16 protein-coding genes are annotated in these 16,482 nt (G+C 73.4%); 10 read left to right on the plus strand and 6 right to left on the minus strand.

Going from position 1 to position 16,482, the window contains the following annotated elements:
- Nucleotides 1-111: 111 nt before the first annotated feature.
- The 3 genes from AB0O19_RS37820 to AB0O19_RS37830 form a co-directional block, all read right to left on the minus strand.
- Nucleotides 112-1,599, minus strand: coding sequence for an FAD-dependent monooxygenase (locus tag AB0O19_RS37820; RefSeq protein WP_363626231.1), 1,488 nt, complete (start codon nt 1,597-1,599; stop codon nt 112-114).
- A 156-nt stretch (nt 1,600-1,755) separates the two neighbouring features.
- The gene (gene paaN, locus AB0O19_RS37825) at nt 1,756-3,456 is read right to left on the minus strand and encodes a phenylacetic acid degradation protein PaaN (protein WP_363626233.1); all 1,701 of its coding nucleotides are present in this window, start codon (nt 3,454-3,456) and stop codon (nt 1,756-1,758) included.
- Nucleotides 3,457-3,629: 173 nt separating this feature from the next.
- Nucleotides 3,630-4,898 (minus strand): hypothetical protein, encoded by a 1,269-nt coding sequence (locus tag AB0O19_RS37830; RefSeq protein WP_363626235.1) that lies wholly within the window; start codon nt 4,896-4,898, stop codon nt 3,630-3,632.
- 148 nt (nt 4,899-5,046) lie between these two features.
- Here AB0O19_RS37830 and AB0O19_RS37835 point away from each other — a divergent pair, with 148 nt between their 5' ends.
- Nucleotides 5,047-5,631, plus strand: coding sequence for a TetR/AcrR family transcriptional regulator (locus AB0O19_RS37835; RefSeq protein ID WP_063348430.1), 585 nt, complete (start codon nt 5,047-5,049; stop codon nt 5,629-5,631).
- Nucleotides 5,632-5,656: 25 nt separating this feature from the next.
- On the opposite strand, the gene AB0O19_RS37840 is transcribed toward AB0O19_RS37835, so the two are convergent.
- Nucleotides 5,657-6,103, minus strand: a complete 447-nt coding sequence (locus AB0O19_RS37840) for an Lrp/AsnC family transcriptional regulator (protein ID WP_363581606.1) — start codon at nt 6,101-6,103, stop codon at nt 5,657-5,659.
- Nucleotides 6,104-6,267: 164 nt separating this feature from the next.
- On the opposite strand from AB0O19_RS37840, the gene pdhA reads away from it, so the two are divergent.
- From pdhA to AB0O19_RS37860, 4 genes are all read left to right on the plus strand, one after another.
- Entirely contained in the window at nt 6,268-7,407 is a 1,140-nt protein-coding gene (pdhA, locus tag AB0O19_RS37845) for a pyruvate dehydrogenase (acetyl-transferring) E1 component subunit alpha (protein WP_363626237.1), read from the plus strand.
- Entirely contained in the window at nt 7,407-8,411 is a 1,005-nt protein-coding gene (locus tag AB0O19_RS37850; protein ID WP_350876812.1) for an alpha-ketoacid dehydrogenase subunit beta, read from the plus strand. The genes pdhA and AB0O19_RS37850 overlap by 1 nt, the downstream gene beginning before the upstream one ends.
- Complete coding sequence (locus AB0O19_RS37855; protein WP_363626239.1) at nt 8,411-9,769, plus strand: dihydrolipoamide acetyltransferase family protein; 1,359 nt, start codon at nt 8,411-8,413, stop codon at nt 9,767-9,769. Before AB0O19_RS37850 ends, AB0O19_RS37855 begins: the two co-directional genes overlap by 1 nt.
- Nucleotides 9,770-9,992: 223 nt before the next feature.
- Nucleotides 9,993-11,702, plus strand: a complete 1,710-nt coding sequence (locus AB0O19_RS37860) for a globin domain-containing protein (RefSeq protein ID WP_363626241.1) — start codon at nt 9,993-9,995, stop codon at nt 11,700-11,702.
- A gap of 90 nt (nt 11,703-11,792) precedes the next feature.
- On the opposite strand, the gene AB0O19_RS37865 is transcribed toward AB0O19_RS37860, so the two are convergent.
- Nucleotides 11,793-12,335 (minus strand): NUDIX domain-containing protein, encoded by a 543-nt coding sequence (locus tag AB0O19_RS37865; protein ID WP_363581602.1) that lies wholly within the window; start codon nt 12,333-12,335, stop codon nt 11,793-11,795.
- A gap of 327 nt (nt 12,336-12,662) precedes the next feature.
- On the opposite strand from AB0O19_RS37865, the gene AB0O19_RS37870 reads away from it, so the two are divergent.
- Nucleotides 12,663-13,526: a helix-turn-helix domain-containing protein gene (locus tag AB0O19_RS37870; protein WP_363626243.1), complete on the plus strand. Its 864-nt coding sequence runs from the start codon at nt 12,663-12,665 to the stop codon at nt 13,524-13,526.
- 255 nt (nt 13,527-13,781) lie between these two features.
- The gene (locus tag AB0O19_RS37875) at nt 13,782-14,207 is read left to right on the plus strand and encodes an SsgA family sporulation/cell division regulator (protein WP_363581598.1); all 426 of its coding nucleotides are present in this window, start codon (nt 13,782-13,784) and stop codon (nt 14,205-14,207) included.
- Nucleotides 14,208-14,388: 181 nt separating this feature from the next.
- On the opposite strand, the gene AB0O19_RS37880 is transcribed toward AB0O19_RS37875, so the two are convergent.
- Nucleotides 14,389-14,769, minus strand: coding sequence for a phage holin family protein (locus tag AB0O19_RS37880; protein WP_363581596.1), 381 nt, complete (start codon nt 14,767-14,769; stop codon nt 14,389-14,391).
- Nucleotides 14,770-14,922: 153 nt separating this feature from the next.
- On the opposite strand from AB0O19_RS37880, the gene AB0O19_RS37885 reads away from it, so the two are divergent.
- The 3 genes from AB0O19_RS37885 to AB0O19_RS37895 all read left to right on the plus strand — a co-directional run bounded on the left by AB0O19_RS37885 (nt 14,923) and on the right by AB0O19_RS37895 (nt 16,359).
- Entirely contained in the window at nt 14,923-15,240 is a 318-nt protein-coding gene (locus AB0O19_RS37885; protein WP_363626245.1) for a cupin domain-containing protein, read from the plus strand.
- A gap of 33 nt (nt 15,241-15,273) precedes the next feature.
- Nucleotides 15,274-15,942 (plus strand): thiaminase II, encoded by a 669-nt coding sequence (gene tenA, locus AB0O19_RS37890; protein ID WP_063348422.1) that lies wholly within the window; start codon nt 15,274-15,276, stop codon nt 15,940-15,942.
- 216 nt (nt 15,943-16,158) lie between these two features.
- Nucleotides 16,159-16,359, plus strand: a complete 201-nt coding sequence (locus tag AB0O19_RS37895) for a DUF5326 family protein (RefSeq protein WP_063348421.1) — start codon at nt 16,159-16,161, stop codon at nt 16,357-16,359.
- The last annotated feature ends 123 nt before the right edge of the window (nt 16,360-16,482 follow it).

Genomic DNA, 16,482 nt, shown 5'->3' on the forward strand with positions numbered 1-16,482 from the left:
TGGGGGGGGGGGGGGCGCGGGGGGGGGGGGGGGGGGGGGGGGGGGGGGGGGGGGGGGGGGGGGGGGGGGGGGGGGGGGGGGGGGGCGCCCCCCCCCCCCCCCCGGCGGGGGTCAGGGGGTGCCGAGCCAGGCGGTCAGGGCGGTGCGGAGCTCGCCCTGGCCGGGGTCGACGGCGCCCCAGGCGGCGTAGCCGTCCGGGCGGATCAGCAGGACGGTGTCGCGCAGCTTGCCGTGCGGGTCGGCCGGGGCGGCGGTGACCATGCGGTCCGCCCAGGGTTCGGCGGCGGCCAGTTCGTCGTTGCTGACCAGGACGAACTTCCCCTCGCGCAGCGCCTCGTAGAGCCGCTCGGGGGCGGCCGGGGCGCCCTCGACGGGCTTGCGCAGCGCCGTCAGCCGCAGGTCCGGGACGCGCTTGCCGACCTGCGGGTGGGCGTCCTTCGGGGCCGGGTAGGAGATGTCGATGCCGGAGACCATCCGGGCGCCGCGCTCGGTGACCGGGTCGAGGTGGCCGCCGAGCGTGGTGAGCGCCCCGCGCAGGGCACGGGTGGGGGCGGACTCGGCGAGGGCGAGCCGGATCAGCGCGCCGGAGGTGCGCAGCACCGTCCGGCCGACCGGGTGCCGTTCACCCTGGTAGGTGTCGAGCAGGGCGTCGGTGGCGTGGCCCCGGAGGGCGGCGGCGAGCTTCCAGGACAGGTTGGCGGCGTCCTGGAGGCCGGTGTTCATGCCCTGGCCGCCGGCCGGGGAGTGGCAGTGCGCGGCGTCGCCGGCCAGGAAGACCCGGCCGGAGCGGTAGTTGGGGGCCTGGCGCTCGTCGCTGTGGAAGGTGGAGCTCCAGCGGACGTCGTGCAGGCCGTAGTCCTCGCCGAGGGTGGTCCGGGCGATGGCGGCGAGGCGCTCCGGCGAGGGGGTGGTGCCGTCGGGCTGCCGCTCCTTGCGGTCCCAGGCGATCAGCCGGTACCAGCCGTCGCCGAAGGGGGCGAGGAAGGAGAAGCCGGTCTCGTTGGCGCCGACGGTGATGGTGTCGGCGGGCTCGCGCTCCAGCCGGACGTCGGCGAGCATCACGGAGTCGACCACGGACTCGCCGGGGAACGGGATGCCGAGCAGGTCGCGCACGGTGGAGCGGACGCCGTCGGTGCCGACCGCGTACCGGGCGGTGAAGGCGTTCCCGTCGCGGGTCTCCAGGGTGACGCCCTCGGCGTCCTGGCGCAGGGCGGTGACCTCGGCACCGCGCAGGATGGTCGCGCCGGCCTGCTCGGCGCGGTCCTGGAGCAGCCGTTCGACGTGGTACTGCGGCGTGATCAGGACGAACGGGAAGCGGGTGGGCAGCGAGCTCAGGTCGATGCCGAAGCGGTCGAACATCCTCAGGCCGGTGACCGGGCGGCCGGTGGCGATGAGGTCGTCGGCGAGGCCGCGGGCGTCCAGGAGCTCCAGAGTGCGGGCGTGCACGGCGAAGGCCCGGGTCAGGTTGGACTCGGCGCCGCGCTTCTCCAGGACGGTGACGCCGACCCCGGCCGCGGCGAGGTCGCCGGCCAGTAGCAGTCCGGTCGGTCCGGCACCGACGATCAGGATGTCGGTGGCGGTCGTCGGCTTCGCGGTCATGTGTCAGCTCCCGGTGTTCGGAGGGCGGTTGGACGCCGTGTCCGGCGTTCTCCCAGACTCCATCATCCCGGGCCCGCGGGGAGCTGTGAACCGCCGGGCCCCGGCGGTGGGTGACCGCCGGGGCCCGGAGCGGATCGGACGGGGCCGGGACGGCGCTCAGCCGTGCCGGCGGACCTCCACGGTGCGGAACCGGTTGGCGACGAACGCGCCGTCGCAGTAGGCCGAGTTGGCGGCCGGGTTGGCGCCGGTGCCGTGCAGGTCGGAGAAGGCGGCGGTCTGGTTGGGGTAGACGCCGCCGGTCAGGTTGAGCGAGAGGGAGACGCCGGCGTCGAGCGCGGCCGCCACCAGCAGGCCCTCCACCTCGGGCGAGGTGGTGTAGCCGGAGGCCGTCATGGCGCCCTTGTCGCGGACCGTGGTGCGCAGCAGCTCGACGGCGGCGGGGGTGGACTCGACGGCGACGGCGAAGGAGACCGGGCCGAAGCACTCGGTGCGGAAGACCGCGCGGTCGTCCGGCTTGTCGGCGTCCAGCTTGACCAGCGCGGGGGTGCGGACGGTCGCGCCGGGGAAGTCCGGCGAGGTCACCGCGCGCGGGGCGAGGGCGAGCTCGCCGTACTCGCCGCCGGCCGCGGCGGCCGAGCGCTGCAGCACGCCCGGGTTGACCACGGCGCCGAGGATGGCGGCGGCGCGGGCGTCGTCGGAGAGCAGGCCGTCGATGGCGGCGGCGAGGTCGGCGACGACCTGGTCGTAGGACTTGTCGCCCTGGTCGGTGGCGATGCCGCCGCGCGGGATCAGCAGGTTCTGCGGGGTGGTGCACATCTGGCCGCTGTAGAGCGAGAGGGCGAAGGCCAGGTTGCCGAGCATGCCCTTGTAGTCGTCGGTGGAGTCGATGACGACCGCGTTGACGCCGGCCTTCTCGGTGTACACCTCGGCCTGCTTGGCGTGCTCCTCCAGCCAGTCGCCGAAGGCGGTGGAGCCGGTGTAGTCGATCAGCCGGATCTCGGGGCGGACGGCGAGGGTCTGGGCGACGGTGCCGCCCTCGTGCTCGACGGCCAGGCAGACCAGGTTGGGGTCGTAGCCGGCCTCGGCGAGCACCTCGCGGGCGGTCCGGACGGTCAGCGCGAGCGGCAGCACGGCGCGCGGGTGCGGCTTGACCAGCACCGGGTTGCCGGTGGCCAGCGAGGCGAACAGGCCGGGGTAGCCGTTCCAGGTGGGGAAGGTGTTGCAGCCGACCAGCAGCGCGAGGCCGCGCGGGACGACGGTGAACTCCTTGGTCATCACCAGCGGTTCGCGCTTGCCCTGGGGCTTGGTCCAGCCGGCCCGGCGGGGCAGCCGGGTCTGCTCGGCGTAGGCGTAGGTGACCGCCTCCAGGCCGCGGTCCTGGGCGTGCGGGCCGCCGGCCTGGAAGGCCATGCCGTAGGCCTGGCCGGTGGTGTGCATGACGGCCTGGCCGAACTCGTGGGAGCGGGCGTTGATCCGGTGCAGGATCTCCAGGCAGACGGCGGCGCGCTCCAGCGGGGTGGCGGCGGCCCAGCCGGGCCGGGCGGCGCTCAGCGCGGCGATCAGCGCGTCCGGCTCGGCGTGCGGGTAGCCGATGCCCAGCTCGATGCCGTACGGGGAGGCCTCGCCGCCGACCAGGTCGCCGTCGGCGGGGTGGCCGTCGAGGGTGAACGGCTGGCCGAGCAGGGCGTCGAAGGCGGCCTTGCCGTCCGCCGGGCCGCTCTCGCCGTACGCCTTCGGGAACTCGGGGTAGGGCGACCAGTAGTCGCGCTTGGCGGCGGCGTCGAGGGCGGCGTCCAGGGTGGCCTGGTGGCGCTCGACCAGTTCGCCGACGAGGGGGTGGGTGACCGCTGCGGACATCTGTGCGCTCCTCAGGAGGGAGGACGGGACACGTCACAGGGTAACCGAACGATCGGTCGGCTCACGAGGGTGCGGGGGGCGGAATCCGGGAGGACGCGCGGGGCGGTGGCCGGAAAGCGCGCGGGGGCGCGTCCGTGGCGGACGCGCCCCCGGGGGCCGGTGCGGGGCAGGGTCTACGGCACGCCCAGCTCGAAGATGACGTACCCCGCGTACCAGCCGGAGGCGACCGCGCCGAAACCCAGCACCGCGGCCAGCACCGGCCAGCTGAGCTTGCGCATCGCCACCGCGAGCGCGATCAGCAGCGGGAACGCCGGCAGCAGGTAGCGCGAGACGTTGCCGAAGATGCCGAGGCTCCCCAGCACCGAGACGATCGTGGCCAGCGTGTAGGCGGTCAGCACCAGCGGCGGGCGCAGCCGGATCAGCAGCACGATCAGCACCGGCAGGGTGAGCACGATCAGGGTGGCGAAGAGGTCCGGCACCGGGAACGCGAACGGGTAGTCGTTGCGGCCGAGCAGCACGCCGCGGATCGCGTGCCAGGTGCCCTGGCCCCAGTCGAAGTAGTGCAGCCAGGCGTCGTGCTGGAGCCGGAAGTAGCCGCCCCACTCGCCCATCCGCCAGCCCACCCAGGCCACGTAGCCGAGCAGGCCGACCGGGGCCAGCAGCATCGCGGTCAGCGGGCGCAGGACGCCGCTCTCGCGCCGGTACAGCTCCACCAGCGCGGCCAGGCCGACCGCGCCTATCAGCGCCGCGGCGGTCGGCCGGTTGAGTCCGGTGACCAGGGTGATCACCCCGGCGGCGACCCACTGCTTGGTCATCACGCAGTAGCAGGCCCAGGCGGCCAGTGCGACGAAGGTGGAGTCCGAGTAGACCGCCCACTCGGCGCCCGAGCCCGGGGCGATCGCCCAGATCCCGGCCGCGATCACGCCCGCCCTGGGGCCGGCCATCCGGTCCACCACGGCGTAGATCCCGGCGGCGGCGAACAGCGAGGCCACCACCGACACCAGCATCCCGGCGCCGTACAGGCCGAGGCCGGTGACGTCCGAGGTCATCCGCATCAGGCCCGGGTAGAGCGGGAAGAACGCGGCGGAGTTCTGCTCGACGGAGAAGCCGACCGGGCCGTTGGGGATCGTGACCAGCGCCGGGTGGTAGCCGAACTGGGCCACCTGCTGGTACCACCAGCCGTCCCAGGTGGCCAGCACGTCCCAGGGGTTGGCGCCGCCGCCGAACCGGGCCGGCTTCTTGAGGTAGTCGCCGGAGAAGGAGAGCAGCTTCATGAAGACGGTGAAGCCGATCAGTTTCAGCACCGCGTAGCACCACACCGCCGGCCCGAACCGGACCACCAGGGCGCGGGCGCCTCCCCGCCAGCCGCCGCCGGGCACGCCCTCCGGATCATCGCTGCGCTGCTCGGGCACGTCGGAGGCGACGGCCGGTATTGCGTTCATTCGGACTGGACCCCACCCTGCTGGACGTGGACGATCGTCCGCCGAGTCTAGGGCCTGCGCATCGGGGCTTGGTGTGGACCAGAGCGCTGCCGCGGACCCGACCGGACCCGATCGCGTACGGCGCGGGGCGGCCGGGGATACTCGGAGGATGGCCGATCACAGCACGCGTACCGCCTACACCGTGGAGTCACTGCTCGCGGTGACCGTCGACGTGTTCAACGAGCGCGGCTACGACGGCACCTCGATGGAGGACCTGTCCCGGGCGGCCGGGATCTCCAAGTCGTCCATCTACCACCACGTCCGCGGCAAGGAGGAGCTGCTGCGGCTGGCCGTCGGGCGGGCGCTGGACGGGCTGTTCGCGATCCTGGCCGAGCCGGCGGCGGTGCGGGGCCCGGCGGTGGAGCGGCTGGAGCACGTGGTGCGCCGCACCGCCGAGGTGCTGCTCGCGGAACTGCCGTACGTGACGCTGCTGCTGCGGGTGCGCGGGAACACGGTGACCGAGCAGTGGGCGCTGGAGCGGCGCCGGGAGTTCGACCACCAGGTCGCCGAGCTGCTGCGGGCGGCGGTCGCGGACGGTGCGCTGCGCGCGGACGTCGAGCCGCGGCTGGCCACCCGGCTGCTGTTCGGGATGATCAACTCGATCGTGGAGTGGTACCGGCCGGGCCTCAAGGGCACCGACGGCGTCGCGGACGCGGTCGTCCACCTGGCCTTCGACGGGCTGCGCGCGCGGTAGCCGCCGCCGGCCGGTGGCCGGGTGGTCAGTCCGGGGGGACCTGGTCGGTCTCCTCGAAGATCAGCATGGTCCGGGTGCCGAGCACCTGGGGGATGGACTGGATGCTGCCCAGCACCAGCTCCCGCAGCGCGTGGTTGTCGGCGGTGTGCACCAGCAGCAGGACGTCGAAGTCTCCGCCGACCAGGGCGATGTGGGCGACCCCGGGGAGCTCCAGCAGCTGCTCCCGGACCGTGCGCCAGGAGTTCTGGACGATCTTCAGGGTGATGTACGCGGACGCGCCCTGACCTGCCCGTTCGTGGTCGACGCGGGCGGTGAAGCCGCGAATGATGCCGTCCTCGACCATCCTGGATATCCGGGCGTAGGCGTTCGCCCGGGACACGTGCACCCGCTCGGCCACCGAGCGGATCGAGGCGCGGCCGTCCTGCTGCAGCAGCCGCAGGATCGAACGGTCGACCCGGTCGAGTCTGGACATCTGTTCAGCCGACATGACCCCCCACCCTCGCCGATTGGACGCACTGCCACCAGTCGACCGCCGCTCAGGCCGAATGTCCACCACCTTGTCACGCTTCTGGTCAAGATGAACAGACGACCGAACAATCGGTAGGGAGCCCCCGCCACCCCAGGAGGTGCCCCGAGATGACCGTTCTCGACCACAGACACCACACGGCGGTGCCCGGCTGGACCCCCGGGGCCACCGCCCCGCGGACCGACCCGGCCCCCCTGCTCCCGGACGCCTCACCGGTCCGGGTGCTCGGCACCCCCGCGCTGGAGAAGTACGACCCCGCACTGCTGCGCGAGCTGTACCGCCGCCTGGTGGTCGGCCGCCGCTTCAACCAGCAGGCCACCACCCTGACCAAGCAGGGCCGGCTGGCCGTCTACCCGGCGTCCACCGGCCAGGAGGCCTGCCAGGTCGCCGCCGCGCTGGTGCTCGGCGAGGCCGACTGGCTGTTCCCCAGCTACCGCGACACCCTCGCGGTGGTCTCCCGGGGCGTCGACCCGCTGGAGGCGCTGACCCTGCTGCGCGGCACCGCCCACACCGGCTACGACCCGCGCGCCACCCGCACCGCCCCGCTCTGCACCCCGCTCGCCACCCAGGCCCCGCACGCCGTCGGGCTGGCGCACGCCGCCCGGCTGGCCGGCGAGCCGGTGGTCGCGCTGGCCATGCTCGGCGACGGCGGCACCAGCGAGGGCGACTTCCACGAGGCGCTGAACTTCGCCGCGGTGCTCCAGGCGCCGGTGGTCTTCCTGGTGCAGAACAACGGCTACGCGATATCCGTCCCGCTCAGCGCGCAGTCCGCCGCGCCCACCCTCGCCCACAAGGCCGTCGGCTACGGCATGCCGGGCCGGCTGGTGGACGGCAACGACGCGCCCGCCGTGCACGGCGTCCTGACCGAGGCGGTCGAGCGGGCCAGGACCGGCGGCGGCCCGACCCTGGTCGAGGCGCTCACCTACCGGGTCGAGGCGCACACCAACGCCGACGACGCCACCCGTTACCGCACCGACCCGGAGGTGGCCGCCTGGCGGGAGTACGACCCGATCCTGCTGATGGACCGCTCGCTGCGCGAACTCGGCGTCCTGGACGACGCGCTGGTGCAGTCGGCGGCCGGCGAGGCGGAGGCGCTGGCGGCCCGGATGCGGGCCGAGTTCCACGCCGACCCCGAGCTGGACCCGATGGCCCTGTTCACCCATGTCTTCGCCGAGCCGACCCCGCAACTGCGGGAACAGGCCGCCCAGTTGTCCGCCGAGCTGGCCGCCGAGGCCGAGGTGCAGCACTGATGAACCAGACGGCCACACCGACCCGTACGGCGAGCATGGCGCAGGCGCTCAACGCGGCGCTGCGCGACGCCCTGCGCGAGGACCCCGCGGTGCACGTGCTCGGCGAGGACGTCGGCGCGCTCGGCGGCGTCTTCCGGATCACCGACGGGCTGACCGCCGAGTTCGGCCCCGACCGCTGCCTGGACACCCCGCTGGCCGAGGCCGGCATCCTCGGCACCGCGATCGGCATGGCGATGTACGGGCTGCGCCCGGTCGTCGAGATGCAGTTCGACGCCTTCGCCTACCCGGCGCTGGAGCAGCTGTTCTCGCACGTCGCCAAGATGCGCAACCGCACGGCCGGCCGGCTCCCGCTGCCGATCACCGTCCGCATCCCGTACGGCGGTGGCATCGGCGGGGTCGAGCACCACAGCGACGCCTCCGAGGCGTACTACGCGGCCACCCCCGGCCTGCACGTGGTCACCCCGGCGACGGTCGCCGACGCGTACGGGCTGTTGCGGGCCTCGATCGCCTCCGACGACCCGGTGGTCTTCCTGGAGCCCAAGCGGCTCTACTGGGGCAAGGACGGGTTCGACCCGGCCGCACCGGTCGAGCCGATCGGCCGGGCCGTGCTGCGGCGGCCCGGCACCTCCGCCGTGCTGATCACCTACGGGCCCTCGCTGCCGGTCTGCCTGGAGGCGGCCGAGACGGCGAAGGCCGAGGGCTGGGACCTCGCGGTGCTGGACCTGCGCACCCTGGTGCCGTTCGACGACGAGACGGTCTGCCGGGTGGTGCGCTCGCTCGGCCGGGCCGTGGTGGTGCACGAGGCGAGCGGCTTCGGCGGCACCGGCGCGGAGATCGCGGCCCGGGTCACCGAGCGCTGCTTCCACCACCTGGCCGCGCCCGTGCTGCGGGTGACCGGCTTCGACATCCCGTACCCGCCGCCGATGCTGGAGCACCACCACCTGCCCGGGGTGGACCGGATCCTGGACGCGGTCGCCCGGTTGCAGTGGGAGGACCGAGGATGATGCCCGTCGTGCGCGAGTTCCGGCTGCCCGACCTCGGTGAGGGACTCACGGGGGCCGAGGTGGTGCGGTGGCTGGTCGAGGTCGGCGAGGTGATCGCGGTCGACCAGCCGGTGGTGGAGGTGGAGACCGCCAAGGCCGTGGTGGAGGTGCCCTGCCCGTACGGCGGGGTGGTCACCGCCCGGTACGGCGAGGAGGGCGAGGAGATCGCCGTGGGCGCGCCGCTGGTGACGGTCGCGGTGGCTCCGGCGGAAGGGGCTTCGCTGCTGGCCGAGGCGGCGGCCGGGATGCTGGTCGAGGCGGCGGCGGAGGTGGAGCGGCCGCTGGTCGGGTACGGGGTCGCCGAGCCGGGGAAGGGCGGGCGGCGGCGCCGGGTGGGGGGTGCGGCTGCTGGTCCTGCTGCTGTTGCTGCTGTTGATCCGGCTCCTGTTCCTGCTGACGTTCCGGTTGTTGTTCCGGCTCCCGCGCTGGTGGTGCGGACCGTTCCGGGCGTGGTGCCGGTGATCTCGCCGCTGGTGCGGCGGCTGGCCCGGGAACAGGGGGTCGATCTGGCCGCGCTCTCCGGCAGCGGCCCCGACGGGCTGATCACGCGCGCGGACGTCGAACGGGCGGTCGCGGCGAAGACGGTGGCACCGACGGCTCCGGCACCGACGGCTCCGGCGCCGGTGGCGCGGGAGGGCGTCGTCCCGCTGCGCGGGCTGCGCAAGGCGGTGGCCGAGAAGCTCAGCCGCAGCCACCGGGAGATCCCCGCAGTGACCTGCTGGGTGGACACCGATGCCACCGAACTGGTGATGCTGCGGCGGCAGTTGAATGCCGCCCCCGGCCCGAAGGTGAGCGTGCTGGCGCTGCTCGCCCGGATCTGCACGGTCGCGCTGGCCCGTTTCCCGGAGCTCAACTCCAGTATGACGGACGACGGTTCGGGCATCATCCGACACGCGGCGGTGCACCTGGGCTTCGCCGCGCAGGGCGAGCGAGGCCTGGTCGTCCCGGTGGTGCGGGACGCCCACGCCCGCACCACCGAGCAACTCGGCCAGGAGCTGGGCCGGTTGACCGAGGCGGCGCGCGACGGCTCGCTCACCCCGGCCGAACTGACCGGCGGCACCTTCACGTTGAACAACTACGGCGTGTTCGGCGTGGACGGCTCCACCCCGATCCTGAACCACCCCGAGGCGGCGATGCTCGGGGTCGGCCGGATCGTCGCCAAACCCTGGGTGCACGAGGGGGAGTTGGCGGTGCGCGAGGTCGTGCAGCTGTCGTTCACCTTCGACCACCGGGTCTGCGACGGCGGGACGGCGGGCGGTTTCCTGCGGTTCGTCGCGGACTGCGTGGAGCGGCCGGGGACGCTGCTGCGGCAGCTCTGAGCACGACTCGGTCGCCCTGGGTGGCGCACTCCGCACCCAGGGCGACGGGGCGCGAATCGAGGGAGAGTAGCGCGTCCCGGGCCCGGGTGTCCGGGCTTCGCGTGATTTGTCGGATGAGCAGTTCGGGCGTGCCACGCTGCCTAGGCGTCAGCAGAGACAAGCCAGGTGGTGGCGCAGGGCGGCCGGAGGCGAAACGATTCTCTTGGGTACTCGAAACGTTGCGGTGAAGTCCCGCAGAACACTTCTGGTCCGCACCGGGCACGGCTCGGCGGGCGCCGCCTCCGTTCCGGGCCTGCCGGAGCTCCCGGCGGACGCGGTGGCGGACACGATGGCGCACGTGACGGCCGAGGTGACGGCGGCCGGGATGTCGGCCGGGATGGCGGCCGCGAGGGCGGCCGGGGCGGGGCCCGAACGGCCGCCGATGCCGCTGGACCCGCCGGACCTCCCGCCGCAGATCCCGGCCGAGGCGCCGACAGCCGTCCTCCCGGCGCTGCCGGCCCCGCCGGTGCGGCCGGTGCGCCCGCCGGCCGTCCCCGCGCCCAACTGCCCGGAGCCGCCGGCCGAGCCGCCCGCCGTGCCGCCTGCCGCCCCCGCGTTCCGGCCGCTGTTCACCGACGCTCCCGGCCTCAACTGGGCGGGCCCCGGCGACAGTTGGACCAGGGCTTGGGCCGCGCAGGAGCCCGCCGAGGGCCGCCCGGCCCAACTGTCGGCCCCGTTGGCCGTTCCGCTGCCCGCCCCCGACCGCAGCGCCTCCGACCGCAGTGCCCCCGACCGCAGTGCCTCCCCCGTCGAACAGCCGCTCACCGTACGGGACGTCGAGCTGATCCGGGCCAGCCTGGCGGTCGTCGAGCCGGTCGCCGACCGCGCCACCGCGCACTTCTACGCGCTGATCTTCCTGCACCACCCCGAGGTCCGGGCGCTCTTCCCGGCCGCCATGGACGTCCAGCGGGACCGCCTGTTCCGCGCGCTGCTGGCCGCCGCCCGCGCCGCCGACGACCCGGCCGGCCTGCGCGTCCACCTCGGCGCGCTCGGCCGCGGCCACCGCCGGTACGGCACGCTGACCGGCCACTACGGCCCGGTCGGCGAGTGCCTGGTGCAGGCGCTGGCCAGGTACGCGGGCAGCCGGTGGGACGCCGAGACCGAGCTGGCCTGGCGCCGGGTCTACCGGCTGGTCTCCTCGATCATGATCGAGGCCGCCGAGGACGCCGCCCGCACCTCGCCGCCCTGGTGGCAGGGCGAGGTGGTCCGGCACGAGCGCCGCACCCGGGACGTCGCGGTGATCACCGTCCGGCCGGACCAGGCGTACCCGTACCGGGCCGGGCAGTACACCAGTCTGGAGACGCCCTGGTGGCCGCGGGTCTGGCGGCACTTCTCGTTCGCCTCGGCCCCCCGGCCGGACGGGCTGCTGACCTTCCACGTGAAGGCCGTCCAGGCGGGCTGGGTGAGCAACGCGCTCGTCCACCGGGCCGCGCCCGGGGACGTCCTGCGGCTGGGCCCGGCGGCCGGCACGATGACCGCCGACCACGTCGCCGGCGCGGACCTGCTCTGCCTCGGCGGCGGTACCGGCATCGCGCCGATCCGCGCGCTGGTCGAGGAGGTGGCCGAGCGCGGCACGCCGGTCGGCGCCGTCGACGTGTTCTACGGGGCCCGCCGCGCCGGCGACCTGTACGAGCTGGACGGGCTGGACGAGTTGGCCCGGCGGCTGCCGTGGCTCACGGTGCGGCCGGTGCTCTCCGGCACCGGGCCGGTCGAGGGTGCGCTGACCGGCGAACTCCCCGAGGTGGTGGGCCGGTTCGGGCCGTGGGCCGGGCGGGAGGCGTTCCTCAGCGGGCCGCCCGCGATGGTCCGCCGGGGCGTCGGGGTGCTGCTGCGCTCGGGTGTGGCGGCCGAGCGGATCCGGCACGACCTGGTGGGCGACCTCGCGGCGGGGTGATCGGGCGGCGGGGTGATCGGGCGGCCCCGGCGGGAGAGTCAGCCGGGATCGGGAGTGGCCAGCGGGTCGGCGGGTCGGCGGGTCGGCGGGTCAGCCGAGGTCCGGGGCGAGCAGCGCGCGGACGCCCTCGATGTTGGCCGCCAGGTACGCCCGCAGCCGGGGCGGGACGACGTTGACGGAGGTCACCCCCTCGCGGGTGAACGGCAGCCGGACCACCTGGTACTCGCCGTTGGGCTCGTCCACCTCGGGGCCGTGCCGCCGGCTGAGGTCCATCGAGGCGAGCCGGCAGGCGAAGAAGTGCTGCACCTTGACCCCGTGCGGGTGGAGCAGGGTGCCGTCGTCATGGTGCGTGTGGCTGATGGTGTCGACGAAGGCGGGCACCACGTCGACGATCTTGCCGCCGAGTTCCTCGTCCACCTCGCGGTGCAGCGCCTCGACCACGGTGCGGTCGCCGCGCTCGACCCCGCCGCCGGGAGTGATCCAGTACGGCTGGGGCGCGCCGGGCCGGACCCGCCGGATCAGCACGATCGAGGCCGGGCCGTACGGGTCGTCCGGGTCGAGCTCCAGCAGGATCGCCCGCGCGGTGCGCTTCACCACCGGGCGGGGCGGCGGGGTTCGGTTGTCGGGGCCCATGGCGACCTCCGGGGCTGGAGCGTTGTGCGGGAGTCTCCCGCGGGACGGTCCGGCCGAAACCCGCCCGAACCGGTGCGTCCGTTCGGGGGCGGGGAGTAACTGCGGATAGATCTTGGATAGCGAAGGTGAATCTTGAACTGATCTTCCAAATATCGGTCGATTCTGATTCTTGCCTTCGAATCGAAGGATTTTGCCGAGTGATCGGTGTAAGAGTGATTGCAGGGAGGTCATCCCTGTGCTGCAATGAGCCACTATCGGGCAGATCGGAGGGCTTCGCTCCGGATGCCCTTTCTGTGCATTGACTCGGGCTGGGGGATGGACGTGGCCATGGATCAGATCGCAGAGCCGTCCAGGACGGTCCGCACCGGGCGCGTCGCCAGGTCGCCGACGCCCACCTCGCCGCCCGGCAGCCCGCCGCCGTCCACCTCGCCGTCCACCTCGCCGGGCAAGGGCCGCGGCCCCACCTTGATCGGCTCCGTCCAACGGGCGCTGCGGCTGCTGGAGGCCGTCGGGGGATTCCGGCAGGGCGCCACCGCCAAACAACTGGCCCGAGCCGCCGGACTGCCGCTCGGCACCGCCTACCACCTGCTGCGCACCCTCACCCACGAGGGCTACCTCCGGCGCTCCGACGGCCGGTTCTTCTACGGGGAGTCGGTCAACGGCATAGGCCGGGCCGACGACCGGCAGTCCGACCGGCACGACCTGCGCACGCGGATGCAGCGGTTACGGGACGAACTCGGGGCCCCCGTCTACTTCGCGCTCTACCGGGACGGCGAGATCCACGTGGTGGACGTCGCCGACGACCCCGGCCGCCCCGCCGTCCAGCCCTGGGCCGACCTCCGCGCCACCGGCCACGCGCACGCCATCGGCCAGTGCCTGCTCGGCCAACTGTCCGAGGAGGAGCGCCGTGACCACCTCGCCCGCCACCCGCCGGTCGGGCTCACCCCCTCCACCGTCACCGGCGAGGCTGCCGTCCTGCGCCGGCTCGCCTCCCTGCGACCGACCATGCCCGTCCTGGAACGTCAGGAGTACGCGCTCGGCACCGTCTGCGCGGCCGTCCCCATCACCGTCGGGCCGATGGTCGCCACCATGGCCCTCTCACTGCCCGTCGAACAGGCCGACCGGCTGACCGTCGTCGCCGGCCAACTGCGGCGCAGCGTGGGCGCGATGGGCCCGTCGTTCGTCCTCTGACGCTCCTCGCGCCGTGACGGATCCCGTTCGTTCACCATTTGAAAAAGCACACCTTGTCCACTACGTCCCCAAACATGGACGATGGTGACCTAACACGGATTGGTTGCACAAAACCGTCAGAAAACGCCCCACACCCAGCGATTGACGATCCCGGCACCACGTCCGAAGCCCCCAGCCCTGCCCCCGCCCCCCAACCCTGCCCCCGCTCCTCACCCCACGGCCCACCCGGCCGGCCCCACGAGAGGTACTGGCGCCATGCAGCACAGCACAGTCCAGGGACACCTGGTGATGAACCTCGTGGTCTCGCACGAGCTCTCCTTCCGCATCGTGGTGGACCTGGAGTACGAGCCCGACGACCCGTACGCCGTCCGGTTCACCTTCCACCTGCCCGGCGACGAACCCGTCACCTGGGTGTTCGCGCGCGAGCTGCTGCTCGACGGCATCAGCCGGCCCTCCGGCGAGGGCGACGTGCACATCCACCCGGTCGGCGAGGAGCTCACCGAGGTCTGCATCGTGCTGCACTCCCCCGAGGGGGACGCCCTGCTGCGGGCCTCGGCACCGCCGCTGGTCGCCTTCCTGGCGCGCACCGACCGGCTGGTGCCGATGGGCCAGGAGATCACCGGGCAGGAACTCGACGCCGAGCTCGCGGACATCCTCCGGGGATGTGAGAACGCGGGGTGAGCGGTGGCCGCACCGCCGCCACCGACGAAGGGGCCCGCGCCGGGTGAACCACCCGGGCGCGGGCCCCTCTCGTGTTCGGCCTGATGGTGTCCGGCCGCCTCGTGTCCGGCCGCCTCGTGACCGGCCGGGTCGGGTTCGGTCGGGTCGGGTTCGGCCAGTCGGTGCCCGGCCACGGCCGAGGTCAGTCGTCGTCCAGGGCCAGGTGCAGCCCCCACGAGACCAGGCTGATGATCAGCGAGCCGAGCAGCGCCGGCACGAAGCCCGTGACGTTGAAGTCCAGGTGCAGCTTCCCCGCGGCCCAGGAGGTCAGCCACAGCATCAGGGCGTTGATCACGAAGGTGATCAGCCCCAGGGTGAGGATGAACAGCGGGAACGAGAACAGCTTGACCAGCGGCTTGATCAGGAAGTTGACCAGGCCGAAGACCAGGGCGACGGCGACCACCGTCAGGGCCTTGTGGCCCAGGTCGGCCTTGCCGCTCGCGAGTTGGATACCGTTGACGATCCAGGCGGCGACCCAGATGGCCACCGCGTTGATCACTGTCTTGATGAGGAAACCCTTCATGACGCCCAAGCCTGGCAGGCCCCGCCGTCCCGGGGGAAGCTCTCCTCGGACATGTTGGCGCTCCCTCCGGACATCCTGGCGCCCCCGGTCCGGTGCCCGTGGTGTTGAATGCCCGTGGCCCGCACGGTGGATGGACGAAGGAGGGGAGTAGCGGTGAAGCTGTTCCGGTTGGACGAACTGGACGTCGAACGCGCGGCGAACGACGGCGCGTACCTGCGCTTCCTGCGCGAACCGCGGATGTCCGCCGGGCTCTACGCGCTCTCCCCCGGCGACACCGACCCGCAGACCGCGCACGACCAGGACGAGATCTACCAGGTGATCAGCGGTCGCGCCGAACTGACCGTCGGCGCCGAGACCGCCACGGTCGGGCGCGGCACCGTCGTCTACGTCCCGGCCGGCACCCCGCACCGCTTCCACCACGTCACCGAGGAACTGCGGGTCCTGGTGGTGTTCTCCCCGCCCGAGGGCTGACCGCCCGCGGACCGACCGTCTAGGGTCCTGGGCATGAGCAAGAGCCTGACGGAAGAACTCTGGGCGGCCATCGAGCCGGTGTACGCCGAGATCCTCGCCCACCCCTTCATCGGTGGCCTCACCGACGGCACCCTGCCGCGTGCGGCCTTCCGCCACTTCGTCGTCCAGGACTCGCACTACCTGCGCGACTACGCCCGCGCGCTCGCCGTCTGCGCCGCCAAGGCGCCCGGCGAGGAGGACGTGCGGGCCTTCGCGGACGACGCGGTCGGCGCGCTGGCCGCGGAACAGGGCATGCACGCCGAGTTCCTGACCGCCTTCGGCGGCAGCGCCGAGCAGGCCGCCGCCGAACCGGTGCTGCCCACCACCCGGGCCTACACCAGCTACCTGCTGGCCACCGTCTACGGCGGCTCCTTCGCCGAGGCCGTCGGCGCGGTGCTGCCCTGCTACTGGATCTACGCCCGGGTCGGCGAGGCGCTGCTCGCCCAGGGATCCCCCGACCCGCTGTACGCCAAGTGGATCGCCACCTACGGCGACGAGGCGTTCCAGTCCGTCGTCCGCCGGGTGCTGGCGCTCACCGACCGCCTCGGCGAGGAGATCTCCCCGGCCGAACGGCGCCGGGTCGTCGAGCACTTCACGACCACCTCGCGCTACGAGTGGATGTTCTGGGACGCCGCCTGGCGCGGCGAGCGCTGGCCGGTCTGACCGCTGGTCGCAGGGGGTGCGGGGCCCTTGTCGGGGGTCGTCCCCGAGGCCCGCACCCGGGTCTCCCCGGGGCCCCGGGTCGGGGTGATCTAGGGGTTCTCTCCGGGCCGACGGGCCTCGTTCCGGCACTCGTGTCCCCGTACGATCGAAGTACCGAAAGCAAGCGGGATGCGGCACCGGACGGCAGCCGACCCCACGGGGAGAGAAGGAACGGTCATGGCTGAGCTCTGGAAGTCGCTGCCCTCCTGGGTGCGGAACATCGTCATCCCGGTGCTGGTCCTGGTGCTGCTCTGGAACATCGTGGGATTCGTCTTCGGCGTCGTCGGCGCCCTGCTGAGCATCATGATCAAGGTGCTGGTCGTCGCCGGCATCGCCGCCGCCGTGGTGGTCCTGGTGAAGAAGGCCGCCAAGGGCTGAGCAACCGTCGAAGGCCCGGCCCCCCCGGACTTAGGTTCAAGGGGTCGTCGCAACACCGCTTGGTTTCAGACGGTGAGTAGATCACGTAGACGCTCGGCTGGGGTATCCCAGCCGAGCGTCTTG

Source organism: Kitasatospora sp. NPDC091276 (genome assembly GCF_040684355.1).
Classification (GTDB): Bacteria; Actinomycetota; Actinomycetes; order Streptomycetales; family Streptomycetaceae; genus Kitasatospora.